Source organism: Frigoribacterium endophyticum (assembly GCF_011759585.1).
Classification (GTDB): domain Bacteria; phylum Actinomycetota; class Actinomycetes; order Actinomycetales; family Microbacteriaceae; genus Frigoribacterium; species Frigoribacterium endophyticum.
Genome location: NZ_JAAOYV010000001.1, coordinates 810323 through 830601 on the forward strand (window position 1 = coordinate 810323; position 20279 = coordinate 830601).

A 20279-nucleotide genomic window follows, 5' to 3' on the forward strand; every position below is an offset into this window, starting at 1 on the left:
CCGGGCCTACAGGAAGCCGAGCAGGTCGATGTCGGCGGGTCGCTCGCTGACCCGGCGACCGAGCAGCTCGCTCCACAGCTCCGTGAACTGCGGCAGCGTCTTCGCCGTCACGCGCACGTCGTCGACCTCGACGCCGTCGACCGCGAGGCCGATGATCGCGGCGGCCGTCGCCATGCGGTGGTCCTCGAACGAGCGCCACTGGCCGGCGTGCAGGGGGGAGGGCTCGAGGTGCAGCCCGTCGTCGAGCTCGGTCACCCGGCCGCCGAGGGCGTTGATCTCGCTCGCGAGGGCCGCGAGACGGTCGGTCTCGTGGCCGCGGAGGTGGCCGATGCCCGTGATCGTGCTCGGCCCGGAGGCCAGGGCCGCGAGGGCGACCAGCGCCGGGGCGAGCTCGCCGCCGCGCGACAGGTCGACGTCGACCCCGGGCAGCGAGCCGCCGCCGATCAGGCCGTCGCCGCCGTCGACCGTGAGCACGTCGCCCTCGAGCGTGACGGTCGCGCCCCAGAGGGGCAGCAGCTCGATCAGGTCGGCGCCGACCTGCGTCGTCTCGGCGGGCCAGTGGGCGATCGAGACCGTGCCTCCCGCGACGAGCGCCGCGACCAGGAAGGGCGCCGCGTTCGAGAGGTCGGGCTCGATGACGAGGTCGCGACCCGCGATCGGGCCGGCGGGCACCTCCCAGACGCCCGCCGACGGCGAGGCGACCTCGACGCCGCGCTGCGCGAGGGCGTCGATCGTCATCTCGATGTGGGGCATGCTCGGCAGGCTCTCGCCGGTGTGGGTGAGGGTCAGGCCCTGCGAGAAGCTCGGGGCCGAGAGCAGCAGCCCCGACACGAACTGGCTGGAGGCGGACGCGTCGATCTCGACCGCGCCTCCCTCGACCTCGCCGGTGCCGTGGACGCTGAAGGGCAGCGAGCCGCGGCCGTCGTCGGCCACCTCGACGCCGAGCGCCCGCAGCGACGCGACCGTGGTCGCCATCGGGCGGCGGCGGGCCGACTCGTCGCCGTCGAACGTGACGGGGCCGAGGGCCAGCGCGGCGACCGGGGGCAGGAACCGCATGACGGTGCCGGCCAGGCCGCAGTCGACGGTGACGCCGCCCTGCAGCTCGCCGGGGGTGATCTCGAGGTCGGGGCCGAACGGCTCGCCCGACTCGACCTCGTCGATCGTCGTGTCGAGCGACCGCAGGGCCTGGATCATCAGCGCGGTGTCGCGCGAGTGCAGCGGCGCCCGCAGGCGGGAGGGGCCGGCGGCGAGCGCAGACAGCACGAGTTCGCGGTTCGTCAGCGACTTCGACCCGGGCAGCGAGAGGGAGGCGCGGAGCGGCCCGGCCGCCCGCGGCGCGACCCAGCGCCCCGGGTCCGCCTCGGGCACGCGGCCGTCGTCGTAGGGGGAGAACTCGGGCGCGGAATACCTGTACACCTGCATCGGTTCACCAGGGTAATGCAGCGACGACCTGGAGGACGTGTGCCCACAGCACTTGCACCGATGACGCTTCCGGGGCGCATCACCGTGGCCGAACTAGAATCGGCCCTGATGATCACCCCCGAGGGCGACGAGCCCACCCCCGCGACCAGCGCGACCGCCGCTGCGCCCGTTCCCGAGCGAGCCGTCGTCGCCCCCGCGACCGACGGGGCCACGGGCGAGGCCGGCGCCGACGAGGCCGGCCCCGCCGAGGCCGAGGCGACGCCTCCGGGCGAGGCCGAGCTCCGCTCCCTCTTCGAGGAGCAGGCGCTGCCGTTCATGGACCAGCTCTACGCCGCCGCGATGCGCATGACGCGCAACCCGGCCGACGCCTCCGACCTCGTGCAGGAGACGTTCGTCAAGGCGTTCGCCGCCTTCCGGCAGTTCCAGCAGGGCACCAACCTGAAGGCCTGGCTGTACCGCATCCAGACCAACACGTTCATCAACACGTACCGCAAGAAGCAGCGCGACCCCTACCAGGGCACCATCGACGAGCTCGAGGACTGGCAGATGGGCGGCGCCGAGTCGGCGACGCGCACCTCCGGCTCCACGCGCTCGGCCGAGGCCGAGGCGATCGACCACCTCCCCGACAGCGCCGTGAAGGACGCCCTGCAGAAGGTCCCGGAGGACTTCCGCATGGCCGTCTACTTCGCCGACGTCGAGGGCTTCTCCTACCAGGAGATCGCCGACATCATGAAGACCCCCGTGGGCACGGTCATGAGCCGCCTCCACCGTGGTCGCCGCCTCCTCCGAGGCCTCCTCGCCGACTACGCACGCGACCGCGGCATCGCGGTGCCGGCCGGCACGACGACGAAGGGCAGCAAGCGATGACCGACTGCGGGTGCGACAAGACCAAGGCCGAGCTCGAGGAGTACCTCCACGGCGAGCTGTGCCGTGAAGACGCGGCCGACATCCGCGAGCACATCGCGAACTGCGCCGACTGCGCGGGCGAGCGCAAGGTGGGCGAGGTGCTCACCGAGGCCGTGCAGCGCGCGTGCCGCGAGACGGCCCCGGAAGACCTCCGCTCGACGGTGCTCGCGCGGCTGCGGGCCCTCCAGGCCCAGCACTGACCGACCTCGGGGAGTCGCGGGCCGGCTCCCCGGCACCGCAGCCCCCCGGCGCACCGTCGTCACGCACCGCGGCACTGCGCTAGCGTCGGCGTCATGACCGCCACGGTGGAGGTGCTCGGCACCCCGACGCCCGACGACCTCGACGACCTCGTCTCGCTGATCAGCTCGCTGGGCTACGCCCTCGACGCCGACGTGCTGTCGGCCCGCCTGGCCCGCCTCACGGCGGAGGCCGGCCACGAGACGTGGGTCGTCCGTGACGCGGCCGGGCGCGTCTCGGCGGTGGCCGGCGCGCACGTCACGTGGGCGTACAACGCCGACGCCCCGACCGCCCAGCTGCTGCTGCTCGTGGTCGCCGACGCCGCCCGCGGCGACGGCCTCGGGTCGTATTTGCTCGGCCACTTCGAGGGGTGGGCCCGCGGGCACGGCGCCCGGACGCTCGACGCGGTGTCGGCCGCGGCCACCGACTCGGCGCACCGGTTCTACCGCAAGCGCGGGTACCACGAGGCGGGCGTGCGGTACTCGAAGCTCGTCTGAGGGCTGGGCACCGTCCTCGCGGGCGCGGCGCCGAGAGGGTGCGGCGCCGAGAGGGTGCGGCGGGTCCTGGTCCTCCCCGGCGGGTCGGCGCTGACCCGCCGCGGAGGACGGGGACCCGCCCACCCTGCCAGCGCCGCGCTCAGCGCCCCGCGGCGTGGTGGGCGGCCACCGCGGCCGCGTCGAGCGCGGTGTCGTACACCCGCACCGTGTCGACGTCGCCCCGGAGGGTGTAGTCGGCCGGCTCGCCGGCCCACGAGGCGAGCGACTCGCGGCCGACCCGCCACGACCCGTCGTAGACCTTGAGGGCGCGGGCGTCTGCTCGGCTGCCCTGCAGCTCGCCGTCGAGCCAGAGCTCCGTGCTGCCGGGCCGGGACGTGCCGACGGCGTGGTGCCACTCGCCGTCGGTCACCACGCTCCGCCCGCCGAGCGCGAAGCGGAAGTCGTTCGACCCCTGCACGCCGAAGTGCAGGGTGCCGTCGGCCCCGATGTAGAGGTGGCGGTCCTTGTAGGGCGACGCGGCGGAGGTGCTCGAGCTGTAGCCGACGATCCTCCCGCCGGCGCTCTCGGTGCGGAACCACGCCTCGACCGAGAAGGTCGAGGGCGCGGGGCCGACCACGGTGCTCTGCACGCGGGCGTCCGGGGCGTCGAGGCTCATCGACGGGTCGCCGTCGCAGGGAGCGTCGTTCCGCACCGGGCCGGAGGCCGACCGGCCGAGGTGCCCGTGACCGCTCTCGTCGCGGACGTCGCCGCCCCGCGGCTCCGAGAAGCCCCAGGCCAGCACGGGGTCGTCGAGCAGCGGGCCGCCGAAGCACGGGAAGGTCTCGGTCGAGGCCGTGACCGCCGACCCTGTGGTCGCCGAGAAGGCGGCGTCGCTCGTCGTGCCTGCGGCGGCGACCGCCACGACGACCAGCGCACCCGCGGCGAGGCGCACCGGGCCGGAGGCGCGGGCCGGCTCCCCGACGGAGGGCGCGTCGGTCTCCCACCGCGGAGCGCCGCAGCGGCGGCAGGGCAGCCCCTGCCGGACGTCGCGGTCGGCGCGCGCGAGCACCGAGATCACCGACGCCGCCGCGACGAGCAGCAGGAGCGGCGCGACGGCGCCCTGTCGCAGCCAGACGCCGGGCAGGCCCACGGCCGGCACGCGCAGCACGCCCGCGCCGTGGACGGCGGCCGGGGAGACCGGGCTGCTGTCGTCGGCGGCGTTCGCGTCGCCCCGGAGGCGCAGCCCCTCGTCGCCGGTGCGGACGAGCCGGTGCAGTCGCAGGCGGTCGGCGTGGTCGGGGTCGTCGACGAGGAGCACCTGTCCCGGCACCGCGTCGGCGCCGTCGATCGGCACGGCCGCGACGACGTCGCCGGTGCGGAGGCGCGGTGCCATCGAGTCGCTCGCGACCGTCGTCACCGCCCACCCGGCGGCGGGGAGCACGCGCCACAGGGCGAGCAGGGCGACCGTCCAGAGCGCGGTGCGGGCCGCCGTCGCGAGGGCGACCACGGGCAGGTCTCCCGGGCAGGAGCGGACGGGGTGGGGCACGGGGATCCCTCGGGTGTCGGGCGGGCGCGGGTCGGGAGGACGGCGGTCGGGGCGGCGGCGGGCGCGTGCCGGCGGGGCACTCGGCCGCCGCCGGCGCGCCGTGGCTCAGTCGTTCTGCGCCTCCCAGACGAAGGTCGTCGTCGCCTCCGCCTCCTGCGCGGCGTTCGTCGCGCCGTCGGCGAGGTGGTACGTGACCCGCCACAGGGAGTCGGTCGTGCCCGCGGGCACGCTCCAGTCGCCCACGCCGTCGGCGAAGGAGGTGGAGGCGGCAAGTTCGGCCAGGGTGCCGCCGAAGAGGGGCTCGGAATCCGAGATGAACCCCTCGCAGGTCGCTCCCTCGTCACCGCGCTCGACGACGACGACGAGCGACGACCCGAGCTCGTCGAGGTCGGTGGTGTCGGCCGTGTAGAGCTGCACCGTGCTCGGAGCGCTCGTGTCGGCCGTGACGGTGAGGCAGTTCGACCCGGTGTCGCCGGGCAGCAGGCCGGCGACCTCGAAGAGCGCCTGGCCCTCGTCGTCGTCGCTGATCGCGACCTTGCCGGTCGCCCAGCTGTTGCCGGCGTTCTCGGTGGTGTCGGAGAAAGCGGCGTACGAGCTGGTGCCGACGACGACGCCGCTGATGACGACGGCGAGGGGGAGGGCGGCGAACGCCGCGAGGCGGGTGGAGCGGGCGGAGAGGTGCATGGGAGTCCTTCGTCAGCGGCGGGGGCCGGTCGTGGTGAGGGGATGTCGCATCTGACATGCTACGTGACATTCCATATCCTGACAACCGCTCAGCGCATCACCGCCCGGGAGCCGTCCGGCGCGGCCACCGGAAGAGCACGTCCGCCCGCGGCCACCGCGTGACCACGAGGTGGAGGACGGCGCCGATCGAGAGGGCGCCGAGCAGGCAGAGGGCGACCTCCACGAGCGGAGGCGCTCCGAGCGCCACGCTGAGGTCGTGCCCCGCCTTGACCCCGATGGTGTGCGGCAGGTACCAGGTGATGCTCCGTCCGCCCACGAGCGCGGGGAAGCGGCCGACCCGTCGACGACCGAGCCAGGTCGCACCCGCGACGAGCGCGACGAACGACCCGGCGACCGGCAGCGCTGCCCACGGCTGGAAGGCGGGCGAGTCGCCCCCCAGCGCGACCGCCACGGCCGCCGTCGCGGCGACCAGGACCGCGCTCACCAGCACGGCGCCCCGTGATCCGCAGGCCCGACGGAGGGCGTCGGGTCGACGGCCCGACCAGACGCCCAGGAAGAAGAAGACGGCCATGGCCCAGAACCGGCCGGGCAGGTCGCCGGGGAGCTCGGGCACGGTCAGCGACGCGAGCGCCGCGCCCGCGGCCAGGAGACCGGGGTGGAGTCGTCGGGCCAGGAGGGCCACCACCCCGAAGATGAGCAGGTAGGCCAGGAACCAGGTGCCCCACGGCAGGTGCGACGTGGTGTCCGCGACGGCCTCGTCCAGCCGGCCCAGGGCGATGCCCCGGGCGACGTCGACGGCGACGATGACCGCGCCCCACACGACGAGGGGCCACAGGACGCTCCGGGCGCGAGCGACCAGGAACGACCGGGCCCCACGACCGACGGTCGCGGGCACCAGGGCCCCCGAGAGGAACATCAGGAGCGGCATCCGGAACGGCGCGAGGGCGATAGTCACGTCGCGCAGCCACTCCGGCACGTCGGCCGGGTAGAGGATCGCGTGGTGCAGCGCGACGAGCAGCACGCAGAGGCCCCGGGCGACGTCCACGCCGACCTGCCGGGGCGGCCGGCTCGCTCCGGAGCGTGGCGCCGAGGGTCGGGGAGCGGCAGGAGGTGCGTCGTCGAGCGGGGCGAGGCGGGTGGGGGAGGCGGGGTCTCGGGGAGCGGGCATGCGCATCAGGGTCGCCCCGCGCCTCCTCGGCACCCGGCGCCCGGCACGACGGAGGGCGACGTCGGCTCGGCCGACGTCACCCTCCGTCTCGTCCGCCGTGGTCGGCGGGCTTCACCCCGACGGCGCTACAGCGTGAGCGCCGCCGCGATCAGCTCGGCCTGCTGCGCCGCGCTGGCCTTCGTCGAGCCGGCCGCCGGCGACGCCGAGGCGGGGCGCGACGCGACCCGGATCGGGCGGTCGAGGTGCTTCTGCAGCTCGAGCACGACGAACGGCCAGGCGCCCTGGTTCTCGGGCTCCTCCTGGGCCCAGACCAGCTCGGCCTGCGGGTAGCGCGACAGCACCTCGCGGATCCGCTCCAGCGGCAGCGGGTAGAGCTGCTCGAGGCGCACGAGGGCGACGTCGTCGCCGACGCCGCGCTTGTCGAGCTCGGCCGTAAGGTCGTAGTGGATCTTGCCCGAGTGCAGCACGATGCGCTTCGTCGCCGACGGGTCGGAGACCCGCGTGCAGTCGAGCACCGGCTCGAAGCGGCCCGAGGTGAACGCGTCGACGCCGCTCGTCGCGCCGCGCAGCCGCAGCATCGCCTTCGGGGTGAAGACGACGAGCGGGCGCCGCGGCCGGGCGTAGGCCTGGCGGCGCAGCAGGTGGAAGTAGGAGGCGGGGGTCGAGGGGCGCGCGACGGTCATGTTGTCCTCCGCGCAGAGCTGCAGGAAGCGCTCCATGCGCGCCGACGAGTGGTCGGGGCCCTGGCCCTCGTAGCCGTGCGGCAGCAGCAGCACGACGCTGGAGCGCTGGCCCCACTTCTGCTCGGCGCTCGAGATGAACTCGTCGATGACGGTCTGCGCGCCGTTGCTGAAGTCGCCGAACTGCGCCTCCCACATCACCAGCGCGTCGGCCCGCTCGACCGAGTAGCCGTACTCGAAGGCCATCGCCGCGTACTCGCTGAGCAGCGAGTCGTAGATCCAGAGCTTCGCCTGGTCGTCGGTGATGTTCTGCAGCGGCAGCCACTCCTGGCCGTTCTCGCGGTCGTGCAGCACGGAGTGGCGCTGCACGAAGGTGCCGCGACGGCTGTCCTGGCCGGCGAGCCGGACGGGCGTGCCCTCGGTGAGCACCGAGCCCATCGCGAGCAGCTCGGCGAAGGCCCAGTCGATGCCGCCGGCGCGGCTCATGTCGACGCGCTTGCGCAGCAGCTGCGACAGCTTCGGGTGCACGGAGAAGCCCTCGGGCGGGTTGTCGTGCGCGTCGCCGATCGCGTGGATGAGGTCGAGCGACACCCCGGTCGTCTCGGGCTCGCCGGTGCAGTCGTCGCGCTGCGACACCGGTCGCTCGAGGTCGTCGACGTCGCCCGCGTCGTCGGTGACCACCGGCATCGACCCGGTCTGGGCCGCGTGCGTCTCGGCGAAGGCCCGCTCGAGGCGGTCCTGGAAGTCGCGGTGGGCGCCGTCGTACTCCTCTTGTGTGATGTCGCCGCGGCCGACGAGCGCCTCGGTGTACAGGGTGCGGACGCTGCGCTTGGCCTCGATCAGGTTGTACATCAGCGGCTGCGTCATCGACGGGTCGTCGCCCTCGTTGTGGCCGCGGCGGCGGTAGCAGACCAGGTCGACGACGACGTCGCGCTTGAACTGCTGGCGGTACGAGAACGCGAGCTCGGCGACGCGCGCCACGGCCTCGGGGTCGTCGCCGTTGACGTGGAAGACCGGCGCCTGGATCGTCTTCGCGACGTCGGTCGAGTAGACCGAGGTGCGCGACTCCGACGGCGGGGTGGTGAAGCCGACCTGGTTGTTGATCACGACGTGGATGGTGCCGCCCACGCGGTAGCCGCGCAGCTGCGACATCTGCAGCGTTTCGACCACGACGCCCTGGCCGGCCATGGCCGCGTCGCCGTGCACCAGCACGGGCAGCGTGGCGAAGACGCCCTTCGGCCCTCTGTCTTGCTTCGCGCGGACGATGCCCTCGAGCACGCCGTCGCCGGCCTCGAGGTGCGAGGGGTTAGCCGCGAGGTAGACGGGGATGGTCTCGCCGGTCGCGCTCGTGAACTCGCCCTCGGTGCCGAGGTGGTACTTCACGTCGCCGGAACCCTGGACCGTCTTCGGGTCCTGCGTGCCCTCGAACTCGCGGAAGATCTGGCCGTACGTCTTGCCGGCGATGTTCGTCAGCACGTTGAGGCGGCCGCGGTGGGCCATGCCGATCGCGACCTCCTCGAGGCCCTCCCGGGCGGCCTGCTGGATGACCGTGTCGAGCAGGGCGATCGCCGACTCGCCGCCCTCGAGGCTGAAGCGCTTCTGGCCGACGTACTTCGTCTGCAGGAAGGTCTCGAAGGCCTCGGCCTCGTTGAGCTTGGCGAGGATGCGCATCTGCTCGTCGTGCGACGGCTTCACGTAGGGCACCTCGACGTGCTGCTGCACCCAGGCCCGCTGCGCAGGGTCCTGGATGTGCATGTACTCGACGCCGATCGTGCGGCAGTAGGAGTCGCGGAGGATGCCGAGGATGTCGCGCAGCAGGGCGGAGGTGCGGCCCCCGAGGCCCCCCGTGACGAACTCGCGGTCGAGGTCCCAGAAGGTCAGCCCGTGGCTCTCGATGGCGAGGTCGGGGTGGGTCCGCTGGCGGTACTCGAGCGGGTCGATGTCGGCCATCAGGTGGCCGCGCACGCGGTAGCTGTTGATGAGCTCCTGCACGCGCGCCGTCTTGCCCACGCGCTCGGCGAGGTTGACGTTGATGTCCGCGTTCCAGTGGATGGGCTCGTACGGGATGCGGAGGGCCGCGAAGATCTCCTCGTAGAAGCCGCGCTGCCCGATCAGCAGCTCGTTGACCTTCTTGAGGAACTCGCCGGAGCCCGCGCCCTGGATGACGCGGTGGTCGTAGGTGCTCGTCAGCGTCACGGTCTTGCCGATGCCGAGCTCGACGAGGGTCTTCGACGACGTGCCCTGGAACTCGGCCGGGTAGTCGAGAGCGCCGGCGCCGATGATCGAGCCGGCCCCCTTCATGAGGCGCGGGACGCTGTGGACGGTGCCGATGCCTCCCGGGTTGGTCAGCGAGATCGTGTTGCCCTGGAAGTCCGCCGCCGTGAGCTTGTTGTCGCGGGCCCGGCGGACGACGTCCTCGTAGGCCGACAGGAAGTCGGCGAAGGTCATCTCGTCGGCCTTCTTGATGCCGGGCACCAGGAGGGCACGGGTGCCGTCCGGCTTCGGGATGTCGATCGCGAGGCCGAGGTTGATGTGCGGGGGAGTGACGACCGAGGGCTTGCCGTCGACCTCGTCGTAGAAGACGTTCTGGCTCGGGAACTCCTTGAGCGCCTGCACCAGGGCCCAGCCGATGAGGTGCGTGAACGACACCTTGCCGCCGCGGGCGCGCTTCAGGTGGTTGTTGATGACGATGCGGTTGTCGATCATCAGCTTGGCCGCGACGGTGCGGACGCTGGTCGCGGTGGGCACCGTGAGGCTGGCGTCCATGTTGGTCGCGAGCGACTTCGCCATGCCGCGGAGGGGGGTGACCACGGCCTCGGGCTCCGGCGTGGGCTCGGCGGCCGGGCGCTTCGGCTCCGGCGCCTTGGCGGGCGAGTCGGCGGGGATGGGCTTCGCGGAGGGCTCCACCGACGTGGTCTTCGCCGCCTTCTTGCCGGCGGGCGCGGCCGGGGCGGGGGCCGGGGCCGCGGGCTCGTCCTGGCCGGGGGCGCCGGCGACCTCGTCGGGGACCTGGGCCTGGCCGCCCTCGGTCGAGGCGGGCTCCGGCGCGGCGGGCGTGCTGGTCGCTGCGCCGGCGGACTGCGGGGCGGAGGCGGCGTCGGCGGCGCCTCCGGCCGGGGTGCCTCCGCCGTCGGCGGGGGTGTACGCCTCGAGGACGGGCCACCACGACTCGTCGACCGCGTTCTTGTCGACCAGCCACTGCTCGTAGAGCTCGTCGACCAACCACTCGTTGGCGCCGAAGGCACCCTCGTCGGTCGTTCCCGTCACGTGGCTCGTCACAGCCGATCGCCCACTCTCCGTTGATTGTTGATCAGTGCGTGGGCAGCGCCGCCCACGGTGCCCCAGCTTAAGCGCATCCGACCGAGCGCGGGCAGGGCGACCCGCAGGAGGCGCCCCACCGGCGGGCCCGGATCCCACGGAGTCAGCGCGGTCGAGGAGAGCTACCGTGGAGCCATGAGGTTCTACGAGACGACGCCGACCCACGACCTGACGTACTCCGACGTGTTCCTCGTGCCCAGCAGGTCGTCGGTCACGAGCCGCCTCGACGTGAGCCTCGCCCCGGGCGACGGCACCGGCGCCACGCTGCCGATCGTCTCGGCGAACATGAACTCGGTCACCGGGCCCCGCCTCGCGGCGACCCTCGCCCGACGCGGCGGGCTCGGCGTCCTGCCGCAGGACATGCCGCTGCAGCAGCTCGACGCGGCCATCCGGTGGGTGAAGGCCCAGCCGGTCGACTACGACACCCCCTACTCGCTCGACGCGGGCGAGACCGTCGAGACGGCCCTCCGCAGCGTCCCGGCCGTCGAGGGCCACGGCATCGTGCTGCACGACGGCACCGGCGCGTACCTCGGCTGCATCGCCGCCTCCCGCCTCGGCACCGCGCCCCGCGACGCCGTGCTCGGCGACCTGCTGCACGGCGCCCTCACCTCCCTCGACGCCGACGACGTCGACGGGCCGCGCGCCGCCTTCGACCGCATGGTCGCGGCCGAGATTGACTTCGCGCCGGTGCTCCGCCACGGCCGCGTCATCGGCACGGTCAGCCGCAAGAGCGCGCTCCGCAGCACGCTGTACCGGCCGGCCCTCGACGCCGGGGGTCGCCTCCGCGTGGCCGCCGCCGTCGGCATCACGGGCGACGTCGCCGAGAAGGCGCGGGCGCTCGCCGCCGCCGGCGTCGACGTGCTCGTGATCGACACCGCGCACGGCGACCAGGACGGCATGATCCGGGCCATCAAGTCGGTCGCGGGCCTCGGGCTCGGCCTGCCGATCGCCGCCGGCAACGTCGTCACCGAGGAGGCGGTGCGCCACCTCGTCGCCGCCGGGGCCTCCATCGTGAAGGTCGGCGTCGGCCCGGGCGCCATGTGCACCACCCGCATGATGACCGCGGTCGGCCGCCCCCAGTTCTCGGCCGTGCTCGAGACGGCCGCGGCGGCCCGCGCGCTGGGCGCCCACGTCTGGGCCGACGGCGGGGTGCGGTACCCCCGCGACGTGGCCCTCGCGCTCGCCGCGGGCGCCGCCTCCGTCATGATCGGCTCGTGGTTCGCGGGCACGATCGAGGCCCCCGGCGAGCTCGCGGCCGACGATGAGGGCCGGCTCTACAAGGACAGCTGGGGCATGGCCTCGACGAAGGCCGTGCAGGGCCGCTTCGAGCGGCTCGACCCCTACGAGCTCGCCCGCAAGACGCTCTTCGCCGAGGGCATCTCGTCGTCGCGCATCTACCTCGACCCGCTCCGCCCCAGCGTCGAGGACCTGCTCGACATGATCACCTCCGGCGTCCGCAGCTCGTTCACCTACGCCGGCGCGACGACCCTGCCCGAGTTCGCCGAGCGGGCCCTCGTCGGCGTCCAGTCGGCGGCGGGGTACGAGGAGGGCAAGGCGCTGCCGGTCAGCTGGTAGCGGACGCGGCCCGCGTCCGCTCGACAGGTGGGGGCGCGAGCGCCCGCGCGCGGTAGGATCGCACGCCTATGGATGACCCTCCGTCCCAGACGACCGCACCCTCCCACCATCTCCCCGCCGAGCGGGGTGACCGCTCCTCGTGAACGAGTGGATCCTCCTCGGCATCGGCCTGCTGCTCACCGTCGGCACCGGCCTGTTCGTGGCCAGCGAGTTCAGCCTCGTCAACCTCGACCGGTCCGACCTCGAGGCCCGTGAGCAGAAGGGCGAGAAGGGCCTGGGCCCGACCATCGGCGCCCTCCGCATCACCTCGACCCACCTCTCCAGCGCCCAGCTCGGCATCACGCTGACGACGCTGCTGACCGGCTACACGATGGAGCCCGCGATCTCGCGGCTGCTCGAGCCGCCGCTCAACGCGGTGGGCGTGCCCGAGCCGGTCGTCGACGTCGGCGCGCCGATCGTCTCGATCGTCGTCGCGACCCTCCTGTCGATGATCATCGGCGAGCTCGTGCCCAAGAACTTCGCCCTCGCCCTGCCGCTGCGCACGGCGAAGCTGGTCATCCCCTTCCAGGTCGGCTTCACCACGGTGTTCAAGCCCGCCGTGCGGCTGCTCAACGAGACGGCCAACGCCATCCTCCGGTCGATCGGCATCGAGCCGAAGGAGGAGCTCTCGGGCGCCCGCACCGCCGAGGAGCTCTCGTCGCTCGTCCGCCGCTCGGCGTTCGAGGGCAGCCTCGACACCGACACCGCGACCCTGCTGGCGCGCACCCTGGCCTTCAGTGACCACACCGCCTCCGACGTGATGACGCCCCGCCCCCGCCTGTCGACGGTCACGCGGACGGACTCCGCCGAGACGGTGCTCGAGCTCGCACGCCGCACGGGCCTGTCGCGCTTCCCGGTCACCGACGACGGCATCGACGACGTGGTCGGCCTGGTGCACGTCAAGCAGGCCGTCTCCGTGCCGCGCGAGAAGCGGGCCGACGTGCCCGTGTCGGCGCTGCAGACCGACGCCGTCCGCGTGCCCGAGACGATGACCCTCGACAACCTCCTCGCCGAGGTGCGCGGCCGCGGCTACCAGATGGCCGTCGTCGTCGACGAGTACGGCGGCACCGCCGGGGTCGTCACCCTCGAGGACCTCATCGAGGAGCTCGTCGGCGAGGTCTCCGACGAGCACGACCGCAGCCGCGTCGACGTGGTGCGCTCGCGCAACTGGCTGACCTTCCCGGGCCTGCTCCGCCCCGACGAGCTGCTCGAGCGGGCGTCGGTCAAGGTGCCGGAGGAGGGCCCCTACGAGACCGTCGGCGGCTGGCTGATGAGCGAGCTCGGCCGCCTGCCCGTCGTCGGCGACGTCGTGGAGAGCGACTCGGGCACGTTCCGGGTCGAGCGCCTCGACGGTCGCCGGATCGACCGCATCCGCTTCACCCCCACCCCGGACGACGAGGCGGGCGAGGCCGGTGACGCTGACCGCGCCTCCGGGACCGGGGCCGGCTCGTCGCAGATCGCCGACGCGCGCCAGGGAGCGCACGACGACGCCCGCGGGCCGGGCGGGCCCGCCACCCGCACCGATCGGGCGACCCGGGCCGCCACGGCGGCGGCCGCCGCCCGGGCCGCGGGGCGCGGCGCCGGCACCGGCACCGGCACGACCACGACGACGACGAAGGAGGACGCCCGATGAGCGACTGGCTCGGCATCGTCTGGCTCGTGCTGCTGCTGATGGGCAACGCCTTCTTCGTGGCGGCGGAGTTCGCCGTCATCAGCGCCCGTCGCTCCCAGATCGAGCCGAAGGCGGAGGCGGGCAGCCGCGCCGCCAAGACGACGCTCTGGGCGATGGAGCACGCGACGATGATGCTCGCGACGACGCAGCTCGGCATCACGATCTGCTCGCTGCTCATCCTCAACGTGTCGGAGCCCTCGATCCACCACCTGCTCGAGGGCCCGCTCGGCCTCACCGGCCTCAGCGAGGAGCTCGTGAGCGTGGTCGGCTTCGTCATCACGCTGGTGCTCGTGTCGTTCCTGCACGTGGTGCTCGGCGAGATGGTGCCGAAGAACATCTCGTTCTCGCTGCCCGACCGGGCCGCGCTGCTGCTCGCCCCGCCGCTCGTCGCGATCGCCCGCGTCTTCCACGTCGTGGTCGTCGCCCTCAACTGGTCGGCGAACGCCGTGCTGCGGGCCTTCAAGGTGGAGCCGAAGGACGAGGCGGCCAGCGCGTTCACGGTCGACGAGGTCGCGACGATCGTCGCGCAGTCACAGCGCGAGGGCACGCTCACCGACGCGAGCGGCACCGTGCAGGCCGCGTTCGAGTTCACCGAGAAGACCGTCGACGACGTCGCGGTGCGGATGTCGGGCCTCGTCACGCTGCCGGAGGACGCGACGCCGTCCGACGTCGAGCGCGCCGTCGCCCAGAACGGCTTCTCGCGCTACGTGCTCGTCGACGACGGCGGCGACCCGACGGGCTACCTGCACCTCAAGGACGTCATCGACCTCGACGTCGACGAGTTCCACGACCCGGTGCCGCCGAAGCGGATCCGTCAGCTGATCTCGATCTACCGCGGCACCGAGCTGGAGGACGCCCTCGCGACCATGCGCCGCAGCGGCGTGCACGTCGCCCGCTCGTTCGACGAGCACGGGGCGACGCAGGGCGTGCTGTTCCTCGAGGACATCCTCGAGGAGCTCATCGGCGAGGTCCAGGACGCGACCCGGCGTTCGTAGCGGGCGCTCCGGCGGTCGTGCCCCCGCCTCCTGCACGGTGCACGACGACGGCCGCCCCGATCCAGAGATCGAGGCGGCCGTCGTCGTCCGGTGCCGGAGGCGCGGAGCGGCTGCCGGGGTCAGCTCACCCGGAACGGCGCGCGCTGGTACTGCGCCGGCACGTAGTCGAGCTCGACGCCCAGCTCGGCGGCGGCTCGGAGGGGGAAGTGCGGGTCGCGGAGGAACTCGCGGGCCATGAGCACGACGTCGGCCTGGCCCGAGGAGATGACCTCGTCGGCCTGGCGGGCGGAGACGATGAGGCCCACGGCGCCGGTCTCGACGTCGGCCTGGCGACGGACGTGCTCGGCGAAGCGCACCTGGTAGCCGAGGCCCACGGGGATGCTCACGCCGGCGACGAGGCCGCCCGTCGAGATGTCGAAGAAGTCGGCGCCGGCCTCGCGCGACCACGCGGCGACGGTCGCGGTGTCGTCCTCGTCCCAGCCGCCCTCGGCCCAGTCGGTGGCGCTGAAGCGCACGAGCAGCGGGTAGCCGTCGCCGACCTCGGCCCGCACGGCGCGGACCACGTCGAGCAGGAGGCGCGCGCGGTTCTCGAGCGAGCCGCCGAACTCGTCGGTGCGCTGGTTGCTGAGCGGCGAGAGGAACTGGTGCAGCAGGTAGCCGTGCGCCGCGTGCAGCTCGATCAGCTCGAAGCCGGCCTCGACCGAGCGACGGGCGGCGGCGCGGAACGCCTCGACGAGGCCGACGACCTCGTCGTGCGTCAGCTCGCGCGGCTCGTCGTAGCCCTCGAAGGCGACGGCCGAGGGCGCGACCGTCGGCCAGCCGCCCTCGTTCGCGGGCACGGTGCCCTGCACGTCGCTCCAGGGGCGGAAGGTCGACGCCTTGCGGCCCGCGTGGGCGAGCTGGACCCCGGGCACGGAGCCCTGGCCCTTGACGAACGCCGTCACGGGCTTCCAGGCCTCGACCTGCTCGTCGTTCCAGAGGCCGGTGTCCTGGGGCGAGATGCGGCCCTCGGGCACGACCGCGGTGGCCTCGCTGATGACCGCGCCGGCGCCTCCCCGGGCGAGCGCGCCGAGGTGCACGAGGTGCCAGTCGGTGGGCACGCCGTCCTCACGGTCGACGCTGTACTGGCACATCGGCGCCACCCAGAGCCGGTTGCGGAAGGTGGTGCCGCGCAGGGTGATCGGGTCGAACAGGCCGGGGGCGCCGTCGGCCGGGGCCGTGCGGGGGGAGTCGGTGGTCACGCTGGTGTCGGACGTCACGGGGATGTCATCGCCTTTCGAGTCGGAGGGGGACGACCTCGATCGTCCCTCGGTCGCCAACGCGGCGCCGGCGCGCCGTGTTCCCCCGGCCGCCCGCCCGGGCGTGGCGGGGGAGAGCCGGTCTAGCGTCGAGGGGTGACCGACTCCACCGACTCCACCGACTCCCAGGACTTCACCGACTGGACCCCCTCCGACGCCGCGGGCGAGATCGCGGTGCCCCGCCCCGACGACGACAAGTACAGCCGCGGCGTGCTCGGCGTCGTGACCGGGTCGTCGTCGTACCCGGGGGCCGCCGTGCTCGGCGTCGAGGCCGCGCTGCACACGGGGGTGGGGATGCTCCGCTACGTGGGGCCCCGCCGCGCCGCCGACTTCGTGCTGCACCGGCGGCCCGAGGCCGTGACGGGCATCGGCCGCGTGCAGGCGTGGCTGCTCGGGTCGGGGGTGGACGGCGACCACCTCGACGACGAGACGGCGGAGGGCTTCCGCACCGCCGCCTCCTCGGGGCTGCCGCTCGTGCTCGACGCGGGCGCGCTGTCGCTGCGGGAGCGGGCCACGGGGCCCGTCGTCCTCACCCCGCACTTCCGTGAGCTGGCGGCGGCGTCGGGGCAGGAGCTCGACGACGTAGAGGCCGACCCCGCCGGCGCCGCCGCGCGGGCGGCGGAGACCTGGGGCTGCACGGTGCTCGTCAAGGGGCACCTCACGTACGTCGCCTCGCCGGGCGGGACGCGCCTGGTCGCGGCCAGCGCCCCGTCGTGGCTCGCGACGGCGGGGGCCGGTGACGCGCTCGGCGGCGTGCTGGGGGCCCTCGTCGCCACCCACGCCGACGAGGTCGCCGACGACGCGGAGGCGCTGGCCCGGCTGGCGGCGACGGCGGCGGTCGTGCACGGCCTCGCCGCGTCGCGGGCGAGTGCGGGCGGGCCGCTCACCGTGCTGGGGCTGGTGCACGCCCTGCCGGCGACCATCGCCGAGCTGGTCGCGGGGCGCTAGCCCGCGGGGGTCGCCGCGACCAGGAACTCCACCGACCCGGCGTCCTCCACCTGGACGAAGCCGAAGCTCGGGGCGTCGACGCCGTAGTCGGAGAAGGTCACGGGGATCGACCCGCTGACCTGGACCCCGTCGCCCGAGAGGGCCGCCTGGAGGTCGACGGTGACGCTCTGCGTCACGCCGTGCATCGTCAGGTCGCCGGTGGCCTCGACGCTGGCGACCTCGCCGTCGGCGGGCACCGCGGCGTCGATCGGCTGCGTGAGGGTGAAGGTGGCCGTCGGGTACGTGCCGGCCTCCATCGCGTCGTCGCGGAAGTACCCGTCGCGGTTCGCGCTGTCGGTGGCGATGCTCGCGACGTCGACCGTGACCGTCGCCGCCGTGATCGTCGTGCCGTCGACCGTCACGGTGCCGGTCACCTCGTCGGTGGAGCCGACGACTGTCACGTCGGTGCCGTTGAGCACCTCGTCGACGCGGTAGCCCGCGCTGCTGCCGTCGCCGATCGACCAGTCGCCGGAGGCCTGGCTCACGTCGACGGTGGTGGCGCCGGGGGTCACGCTGACGGTGGGCGCGGCGTCCGGGTCGCCGACGACGACGTCGCGGTAGAACGCGGGGCCGGCCACGGCGGCGGTGACGCCGAGTCCCACCACGACGACGGCGGTGACGGCGAGGGCGATCTTCGTGGTCTTCTTCACGGCGGGGTCTCCTGGGGTCGGCTCGGTGCGGGTCGGCTCGCGGGGGCTCACGGGGCTCCGACGATGATGTCGGGCCGCCCTCGGGGGCACCTGGGAGGTCAGGCCGTGAAGCGGGCGAGGAAGTCGCGGGCGCGCTCGGTGCGGGGCGCCGTGAAGAGCTGGGCGGGCGGCCCCTGCTCGGCGACGCGGCCCGCGTCGAGGAAGACGACGCGGTCGGCGACGTCGCGGGCGAACGCCATCTCGTGGGTCGCCATCAGGATGGTCGTGCCGACCTCCTTCAGCGTGCGGACGAGGTCGAGCACCTCGCCCACCAGCTCGGGGTCGAGGGCGCTCGTGATCTCGTCGAGCAGCAGCACGGCGGGGCGCGGGGCCAGGGCCCGGGCGATCGCGACGCGCTGCTGCTGCCCGCCGGAGAGCCGGTCGGGGTACGACCGCGCCTTGTCGCCGAGGCCGACGCGCTCGAGCAGCTCGAGGGCGCGCTGCTCGGCCTCGCGGCGGGGCTGGTGCAGCACGTGCCGGCTCGCCAGCGAGACGTTCTCGAGCACGGTCATGTGCGGGAAGAGGTTGAAGTGCTGGAAGACGACGCCGATGCGGGCCCGGACGGCGTCGACGCGCACGCGCGGGTCGCTGATGTCGGTGCCGTCGAGGGTGATGCGGCCGTCGTCGATCGTCTCGAGCAGGTTGACCGTGCGCAGCAGCGTCGACTTGCCCGAGCCGCTGGCGCCGATCAGGGCCACGACCTCGTCACGGGCCACGTCGAGGTCGATGCCGTCGAGCACCGTCGTGTCGCCGAACGCCTTGCGGACCCCCTCGAGGCGCAGGACGGGGGCGGCCTCGGCAGCCGGCACCGCGCCTCCGGCGGGCGTGACGGGGGCGCTCACACGACGCTCCCGGCCTGCTCGCGGCGGCGGAGGCGCGCCGACAGCCAGTCGGTGAGCCAGAGGGTCGGCAGCGCCAGCGCGACGAACAGCAGGCCGGCCAGCACGTAGGGCGTGAAGTTGGCGGCGGTCGCCGTCTCGATCTGCGCGGCGCGGACGGCGTCGACGGCGCCGAGCACGGAGATGAGCCCGACGTCTTTCTGCATCGAGACGAGGTCGTTCATCAGGGCCGGGGTGACCTTGCGGAGCGCCTGGGGGAAGACGACGAGGCGCAGGGTCTTCGCGTGGCTGAGGCCGAGCGACCGGGCGGCGAGCCGCTGCGACGGGTGGACGGCGTCGATGCCGGCCCGCACGACCTCGGAGACGTAGGCCGAGTAGGTGAGGACCAACGCGATGGTGCCCCAGAACTCGGCGGGGAGGCGGGGGATGCCGAGACCGAGGCCGGGCACGCCGAAGCCGACGAGGTAGAGCACGATGATGAGCGGCAGCCCGCGGAACAGGTCGGTGTAGCCGCGCACGAGCGCCCGGACGGGGAAGAAGACGGGGCCGCGCAGGGTGCGGAGGGCCGACAGCACGGTGCTCAGCACCGCGACGCCTAGGGCCGCCACGACCAGCACCCGGACGTTGAGCCAGAGGCCCTCGAGCACCCGGGGCCAGGCGGCGACGAGCGACTCGCCGTCGAAGAAGCTGAAGCGCACGCGCTCCCAGCCGGGCGTGCTCGTCACCGCCCACCAGGCGAGGGCCGCGAAGACCACGGTGCTGATGGCCGCGACCACGACCGAGCGGGTCGACTGCCGGCGGCGGTACTCGCGCCGCCCGAGCTCGAGGTCGCTGACCGGGGCGGGGGCCGGGCCGCCGGCCGCGGGGCCCGTGCCGGCGGCGACCGGTGCCGGCGCTACGAGAGCTCCGGCACGTCGTAGTCGGCGAGCCACTGCTGCTGCAGCTCGTCGAGGGTGCCGTCGGCCCGCAGCGCGTCGACGGCCGCGGTGACGTCGGAGGTCAGGTCGCTGCCGAGCGGCAGGACGATGCCGAGCTCGTCGCTCGCGCCCTCGGCGGCGGGCAGCTGGCCGAGGACGACGCCGCCCTCGACGAAGTACGTGGCGGTGGGCACGTCGAGCACGATGGCGTCGACCTGGCCCGACTCGAGCGCCGCCTTGGCGTCGTCGTTGGAGTTGTACGCCTGCACGCCGCCGTCGGGGTGGATGGCGGTCTCGGCGGCCGTGAAGCTCGTGGTCGCGCTCTGGGCGCCGATCGCGAGGCCCTTCAGGTCGGCGACGTTCGTCGCGTCGGCCGCGACCGGGCCGGGCAGCGTGACGACGGCCTGGCGGGTCTCGTAGTAGGGCGACGAGAAGTCGACGGCCTTCTTCCGCTGGTCGGTGATCGAGAACTGCTGCAGGTTGAGGTCGTACGTCTTCGGGCCGGGCGCGATGGCCTCGTCGAAGGTGGTGCGCACCCACACCACGTCGGAGTCGTCGTAGCCGAGCTGCTCGGCGACGGCGTAGGCCACGGCCGACTCGTAGCCCTCGCCCGTCGTCGGGTCGTCGCCCTCGACCCAGGGGCTGTACGCGGGCTCGCCGGTCGCGACCGTGAGCTTGCCCTCGGTCACGAGGCCGACGCCCCCGCCGGAGGCGTCGCCCGACCCGTCGGAGGCGCCCGAGCAGGCGGTGAGGAGGCCGACGGCCACGAGGGCGGTCGCGACGGCGGAGGCTCGACGGAGTCGGGTGAGGCGCATGGGACGAGAGTACCGG

The 20279-nt window shown here is 73.9% G+C and carries 17 protein-coding genes; 7 read left to right on the top strand and 10 right to left on the bottom strand.

What is annotated here, in order from left to right; translation table 11 throughout:
- Positions 1-6: 6 nt before the first annotated feature.
- Positions 7-1422, bottom strand: coding sequence for a 3-phosphoshikimate 1-carboxyvinyltransferase (aroA, locus tag FHR77_RS03780; protein WP_167258890.1), 1416 nt, complete (start codon positions 1420-1422; stop codon positions 7-9).
- A gap of 108 nt (positions 1423-1530) precedes the next feature.
- On the opposite strand from aroA, the gene FHR77_RS03785 reads away from it, so the two are divergent.
- The 3 genes from FHR77_RS03785 to FHR77_RS03795 all read left to right on the top strand — a co-directional run bounded on the left by FHR77_RS03785 (position 1531) and on the right by FHR77_RS03795 (position 3062).
- Positions 1531-2289, top strand: coding sequence for a sigma-70 family RNA polymerase sigma factor (locus FHR77_RS03785; RefSeq protein WP_167258891.1), 759 nt, complete (start codon positions 1531-1533; stop codon positions 2287-2289).
- Complete coding sequence (locus FHR77_RS03790) at positions 2286-2528, top strand: zf-HC2 domain-containing protein (RefSeq protein WP_056053738.1); 243 nt, start codon at positions 2286-2288, stop codon at positions 2526-2528. Before FHR77_RS03785 ends, FHR77_RS03790 begins: the two co-directional genes overlap by 4 nt.
- 93 nt (positions 2529-2621) lie before the next feature.
- Positions 2622-3062 carry a GNAT family N-acetyltransferase gene (locus FHR77_RS03795; protein ID WP_167258892.1) on the top strand — a complete coding sequence of 147 codons (441 nt, stop codon included), beginning with the start codon at positions 2622-2624 and terminating at the stop codon, positions 3060-3062.
- A gap of 139 nt (positions 3063-3201) precedes the next feature.
- Here FHR77_RS03795 and FHR77_RS16565 read toward each other — a convergent pair whose 3' ends face one another.
- The 4 genes from FHR77_RS16565 to FHR77_RS03815 all read right to left on the bottom strand — a co-directional run bounded on the left by FHR77_RS16565 (position 3202) and on the right by FHR77_RS03815 (position 10398).
- Positions 3202-4587 (bottom strand): LamG-like jellyroll fold domain-containing protein, encoded by a 1386-nt coding sequence (locus FHR77_RS16565; RefSeq protein WP_167258893.1) that lies wholly within the window; start codon positions 4585-4587, stop codon positions 3202-3204.
- Positions 4588-4692: 105 nt separating this feature from the next.
- Positions 4693-5271: a hypothetical protein gene (locus FHR77_RS03805; protein WP_167258894.1), complete on the bottom strand. Its 579-nt coding sequence runs from the start codon at positions 5269-5271 to the stop codon at positions 4693-4695.
- 97 nt (positions 5272-5368) lie between these two features.
- Positions 5369-6439, bottom strand: coding sequence for an acyltransferase family protein (locus FHR77_RS03810; RefSeq protein WP_167258895.1), 1071 nt, complete (start codon positions 6437-6439; stop codon positions 5369-5371).
- A gap of 125 nt (positions 6440-6564) precedes the next feature.
- The gene (locus FHR77_RS03815; protein WP_341777209.1) at positions 6565-10398 is read right to left on the bottom strand and encodes a multifunctional oxoglutarate decarboxylase/oxoglutarate dehydrogenase thiamine pyrophosphate-binding subunit/dihydrolipoyllysine-residue succinyltransferase subunit; all 3834 of its coding nucleotides are present in this window, start codon (positions 10396-10398) and stop codon (positions 6565-6567) included.
- A 174-nt stretch (positions 10399-10572) separates the two neighbouring features.
- On the opposite strand from FHR77_RS03815, the gene guaB1 reads away from it, so the two are divergent.
- The 3 genes from guaB1 (at position 10573) to FHR77_RS03830 (ending at position 14718) form a co-directional block, all read left to right on the top strand.
- A complete protein-coding gene (guaB1, locus tag FHR77_RS03820; protein WP_167258896.1) occupies positions 10573-12012 on the top strand; it encodes a GMP reductase in 1440 nt (479 codons plus the stop codon).
- A gap of 139 nt (positions 12013-12151) precedes the next feature.
- A complete protein-coding gene (locus tag FHR77_RS03825; protein WP_341777210.1) occupies positions 12152-13684 on the top strand; it encodes a hemolysin family protein in 1533 nt (510 codons plus the stop codon).
- Positions 13681-14718 (top strand): hemolysin family protein, encoded by a 1038-nt coding sequence (locus tag FHR77_RS03830; RefSeq protein WP_167258897.1) that lies wholly within the window; start codon positions 13681-13683, stop codon positions 14716-14718. Before FHR77_RS03825 ends, FHR77_RS03830 begins: the two co-directional genes overlap by 4 nt.
- 119 nt (positions 14719-14837) lie before the next feature.
- Here FHR77_RS03830 and FHR77_RS03835 read toward each other — a convergent pair whose 3' ends face one another.
- Entirely contained in the window at positions 14838-15911 is a 1074-nt protein-coding gene (locus FHR77_RS03835) for an NADH:flavin oxidoreductase/NADH oxidase (RefSeq protein WP_208380577.1), read from the bottom strand.
- Positions 15912-16112: 201 nt separating this feature from the next.
- Here FHR77_RS03835 and FHR77_RS03840 point away from each other — a divergent pair, with 201 nt between their 5' ends.
- Positions 16113-16964, top strand: coding sequence for an NAD(P)H-hydrate dehydratase (locus tag FHR77_RS03840; RefSeq protein WP_167258898.1), 852 nt, complete (start codon positions 16113-16115; stop codon positions 16962-16964).
- On the opposite strand, the gene FHR77_RS03845 is transcribed toward FHR77_RS03840, so the two are convergent.
- The 4 genes from FHR77_RS03845 to FHR77_RS03860 all read right to left on the bottom strand — a co-directional run bounded on the left by FHR77_RS03845 (position 16961) and on the right by FHR77_RS03860 (position 20263).
- The gene (locus FHR77_RS03845) at positions 16961-17653 is read right to left on the bottom strand and encodes a YceI family protein (RefSeq protein ID WP_167258899.1); all 693 of its coding nucleotides are present in this window, start codon (positions 17651-17653) and stop codon (positions 16961-16963) included. The genes FHR77_RS03840 and FHR77_RS03845 overlap by 4 nt on opposite strands.
- Before the next feature lie 98 nt (positions 17654-17751).
- Positions 17752-18534, bottom strand: a complete 783-nt coding sequence (locus FHR77_RS03850) for an amino acid ABC transporter ATP-binding protein (RefSeq protein WP_341777211.1) — start codon at positions 18532-18534, stop codon at positions 17752-17754.
- On the bottom strand, positions 18531-19463 hold the full coding sequence (locus FHR77_RS03855; protein WP_167258900.1) for an ABC transporter permease subunit: 933 nt from the start codon (positions 19461-19463) through the stop codon (positions 18531-18533). The genes FHR77_RS03850 and FHR77_RS03855 overlap by 4 nt, the downstream gene beginning before the upstream one ends.
- Entirely contained in the window at positions 19427-20263 is an 837-nt protein-coding gene (locus FHR77_RS03860; RefSeq protein ID WP_167258901.1) for an ABC transporter substrate-binding protein, read from the bottom strand. Before FHR77_RS03860 ends, FHR77_RS03855 begins: the two co-directional genes overlap by 37 nt.
- Positions 20264-20279 lie beyond the last annotated feature (16 nt).

Bases quoted from the DNA above. Each gene is read 5' to 3' on its own strand.
- FHR77_RS03805 (WP_167258894.1), bottom strand. From the start codon at position 5,271: ATGCACCTCTCCGCCCGCTCCACCCGCCTCGCGGCGTTCGCCGCCCTC.
- FHR77_RS03790 (WP_056053738.1), top strand. From the start codon at position 2,286: ATGACCGACTGCGGGTGCGACAAGACCAAGGCCGAGCTCGAGGAGTAC.
- aroA (WP_167258890.1), bottom strand. From the start codon at position 1,422: ATGCAGGTGTACAGGTATTCCGCGCCCGAGTTCTCCCCCTACGACGAC.
- FHR77_RS03830 (WP_167258897.1), top strand. From the start codon at position 13,681: ATGAGCGACTGGCTCGGCATCGTCTGGCTCGTGCTGCTGCTGATGGGC.
- FHR77_RS03810 (WP_167258895.1), bottom strand. From the start codon at position 6,439: ATGCCCGCTCCCCGAGACCCCGCCTCCCCCACCCGCCTCGCCCCGCTC.
- FHR77_RS03860 (WP_167258901.1), bottom strand. From the start codon at position 20,263: ATGCGCCTCACCCGACTCCGTCGAGCCTCCGCCGTCGCGACCGCCCTC.
- guaB1 (WP_167258896.1), top strand. From the start codon at position 10,573: ATGAGGTTCTACGAGACGACGCCGACCCACGACCTGACGTACTCCGAC.
- FHR77_RS03795 (WP_167258892.1), top strand. From the start codon at position 2,622: ATGACCGCCACGGTGGAGGTGCTCGGCACCCCGACGCCCGACGACCTC.
- FHR77_RS03785 (WP_167258891.1), top strand. From the start codon at position 1,531: ATGATCACCCCCGAGGGCGACGAGCCCACCCCCGCGACCAGCGCGACC.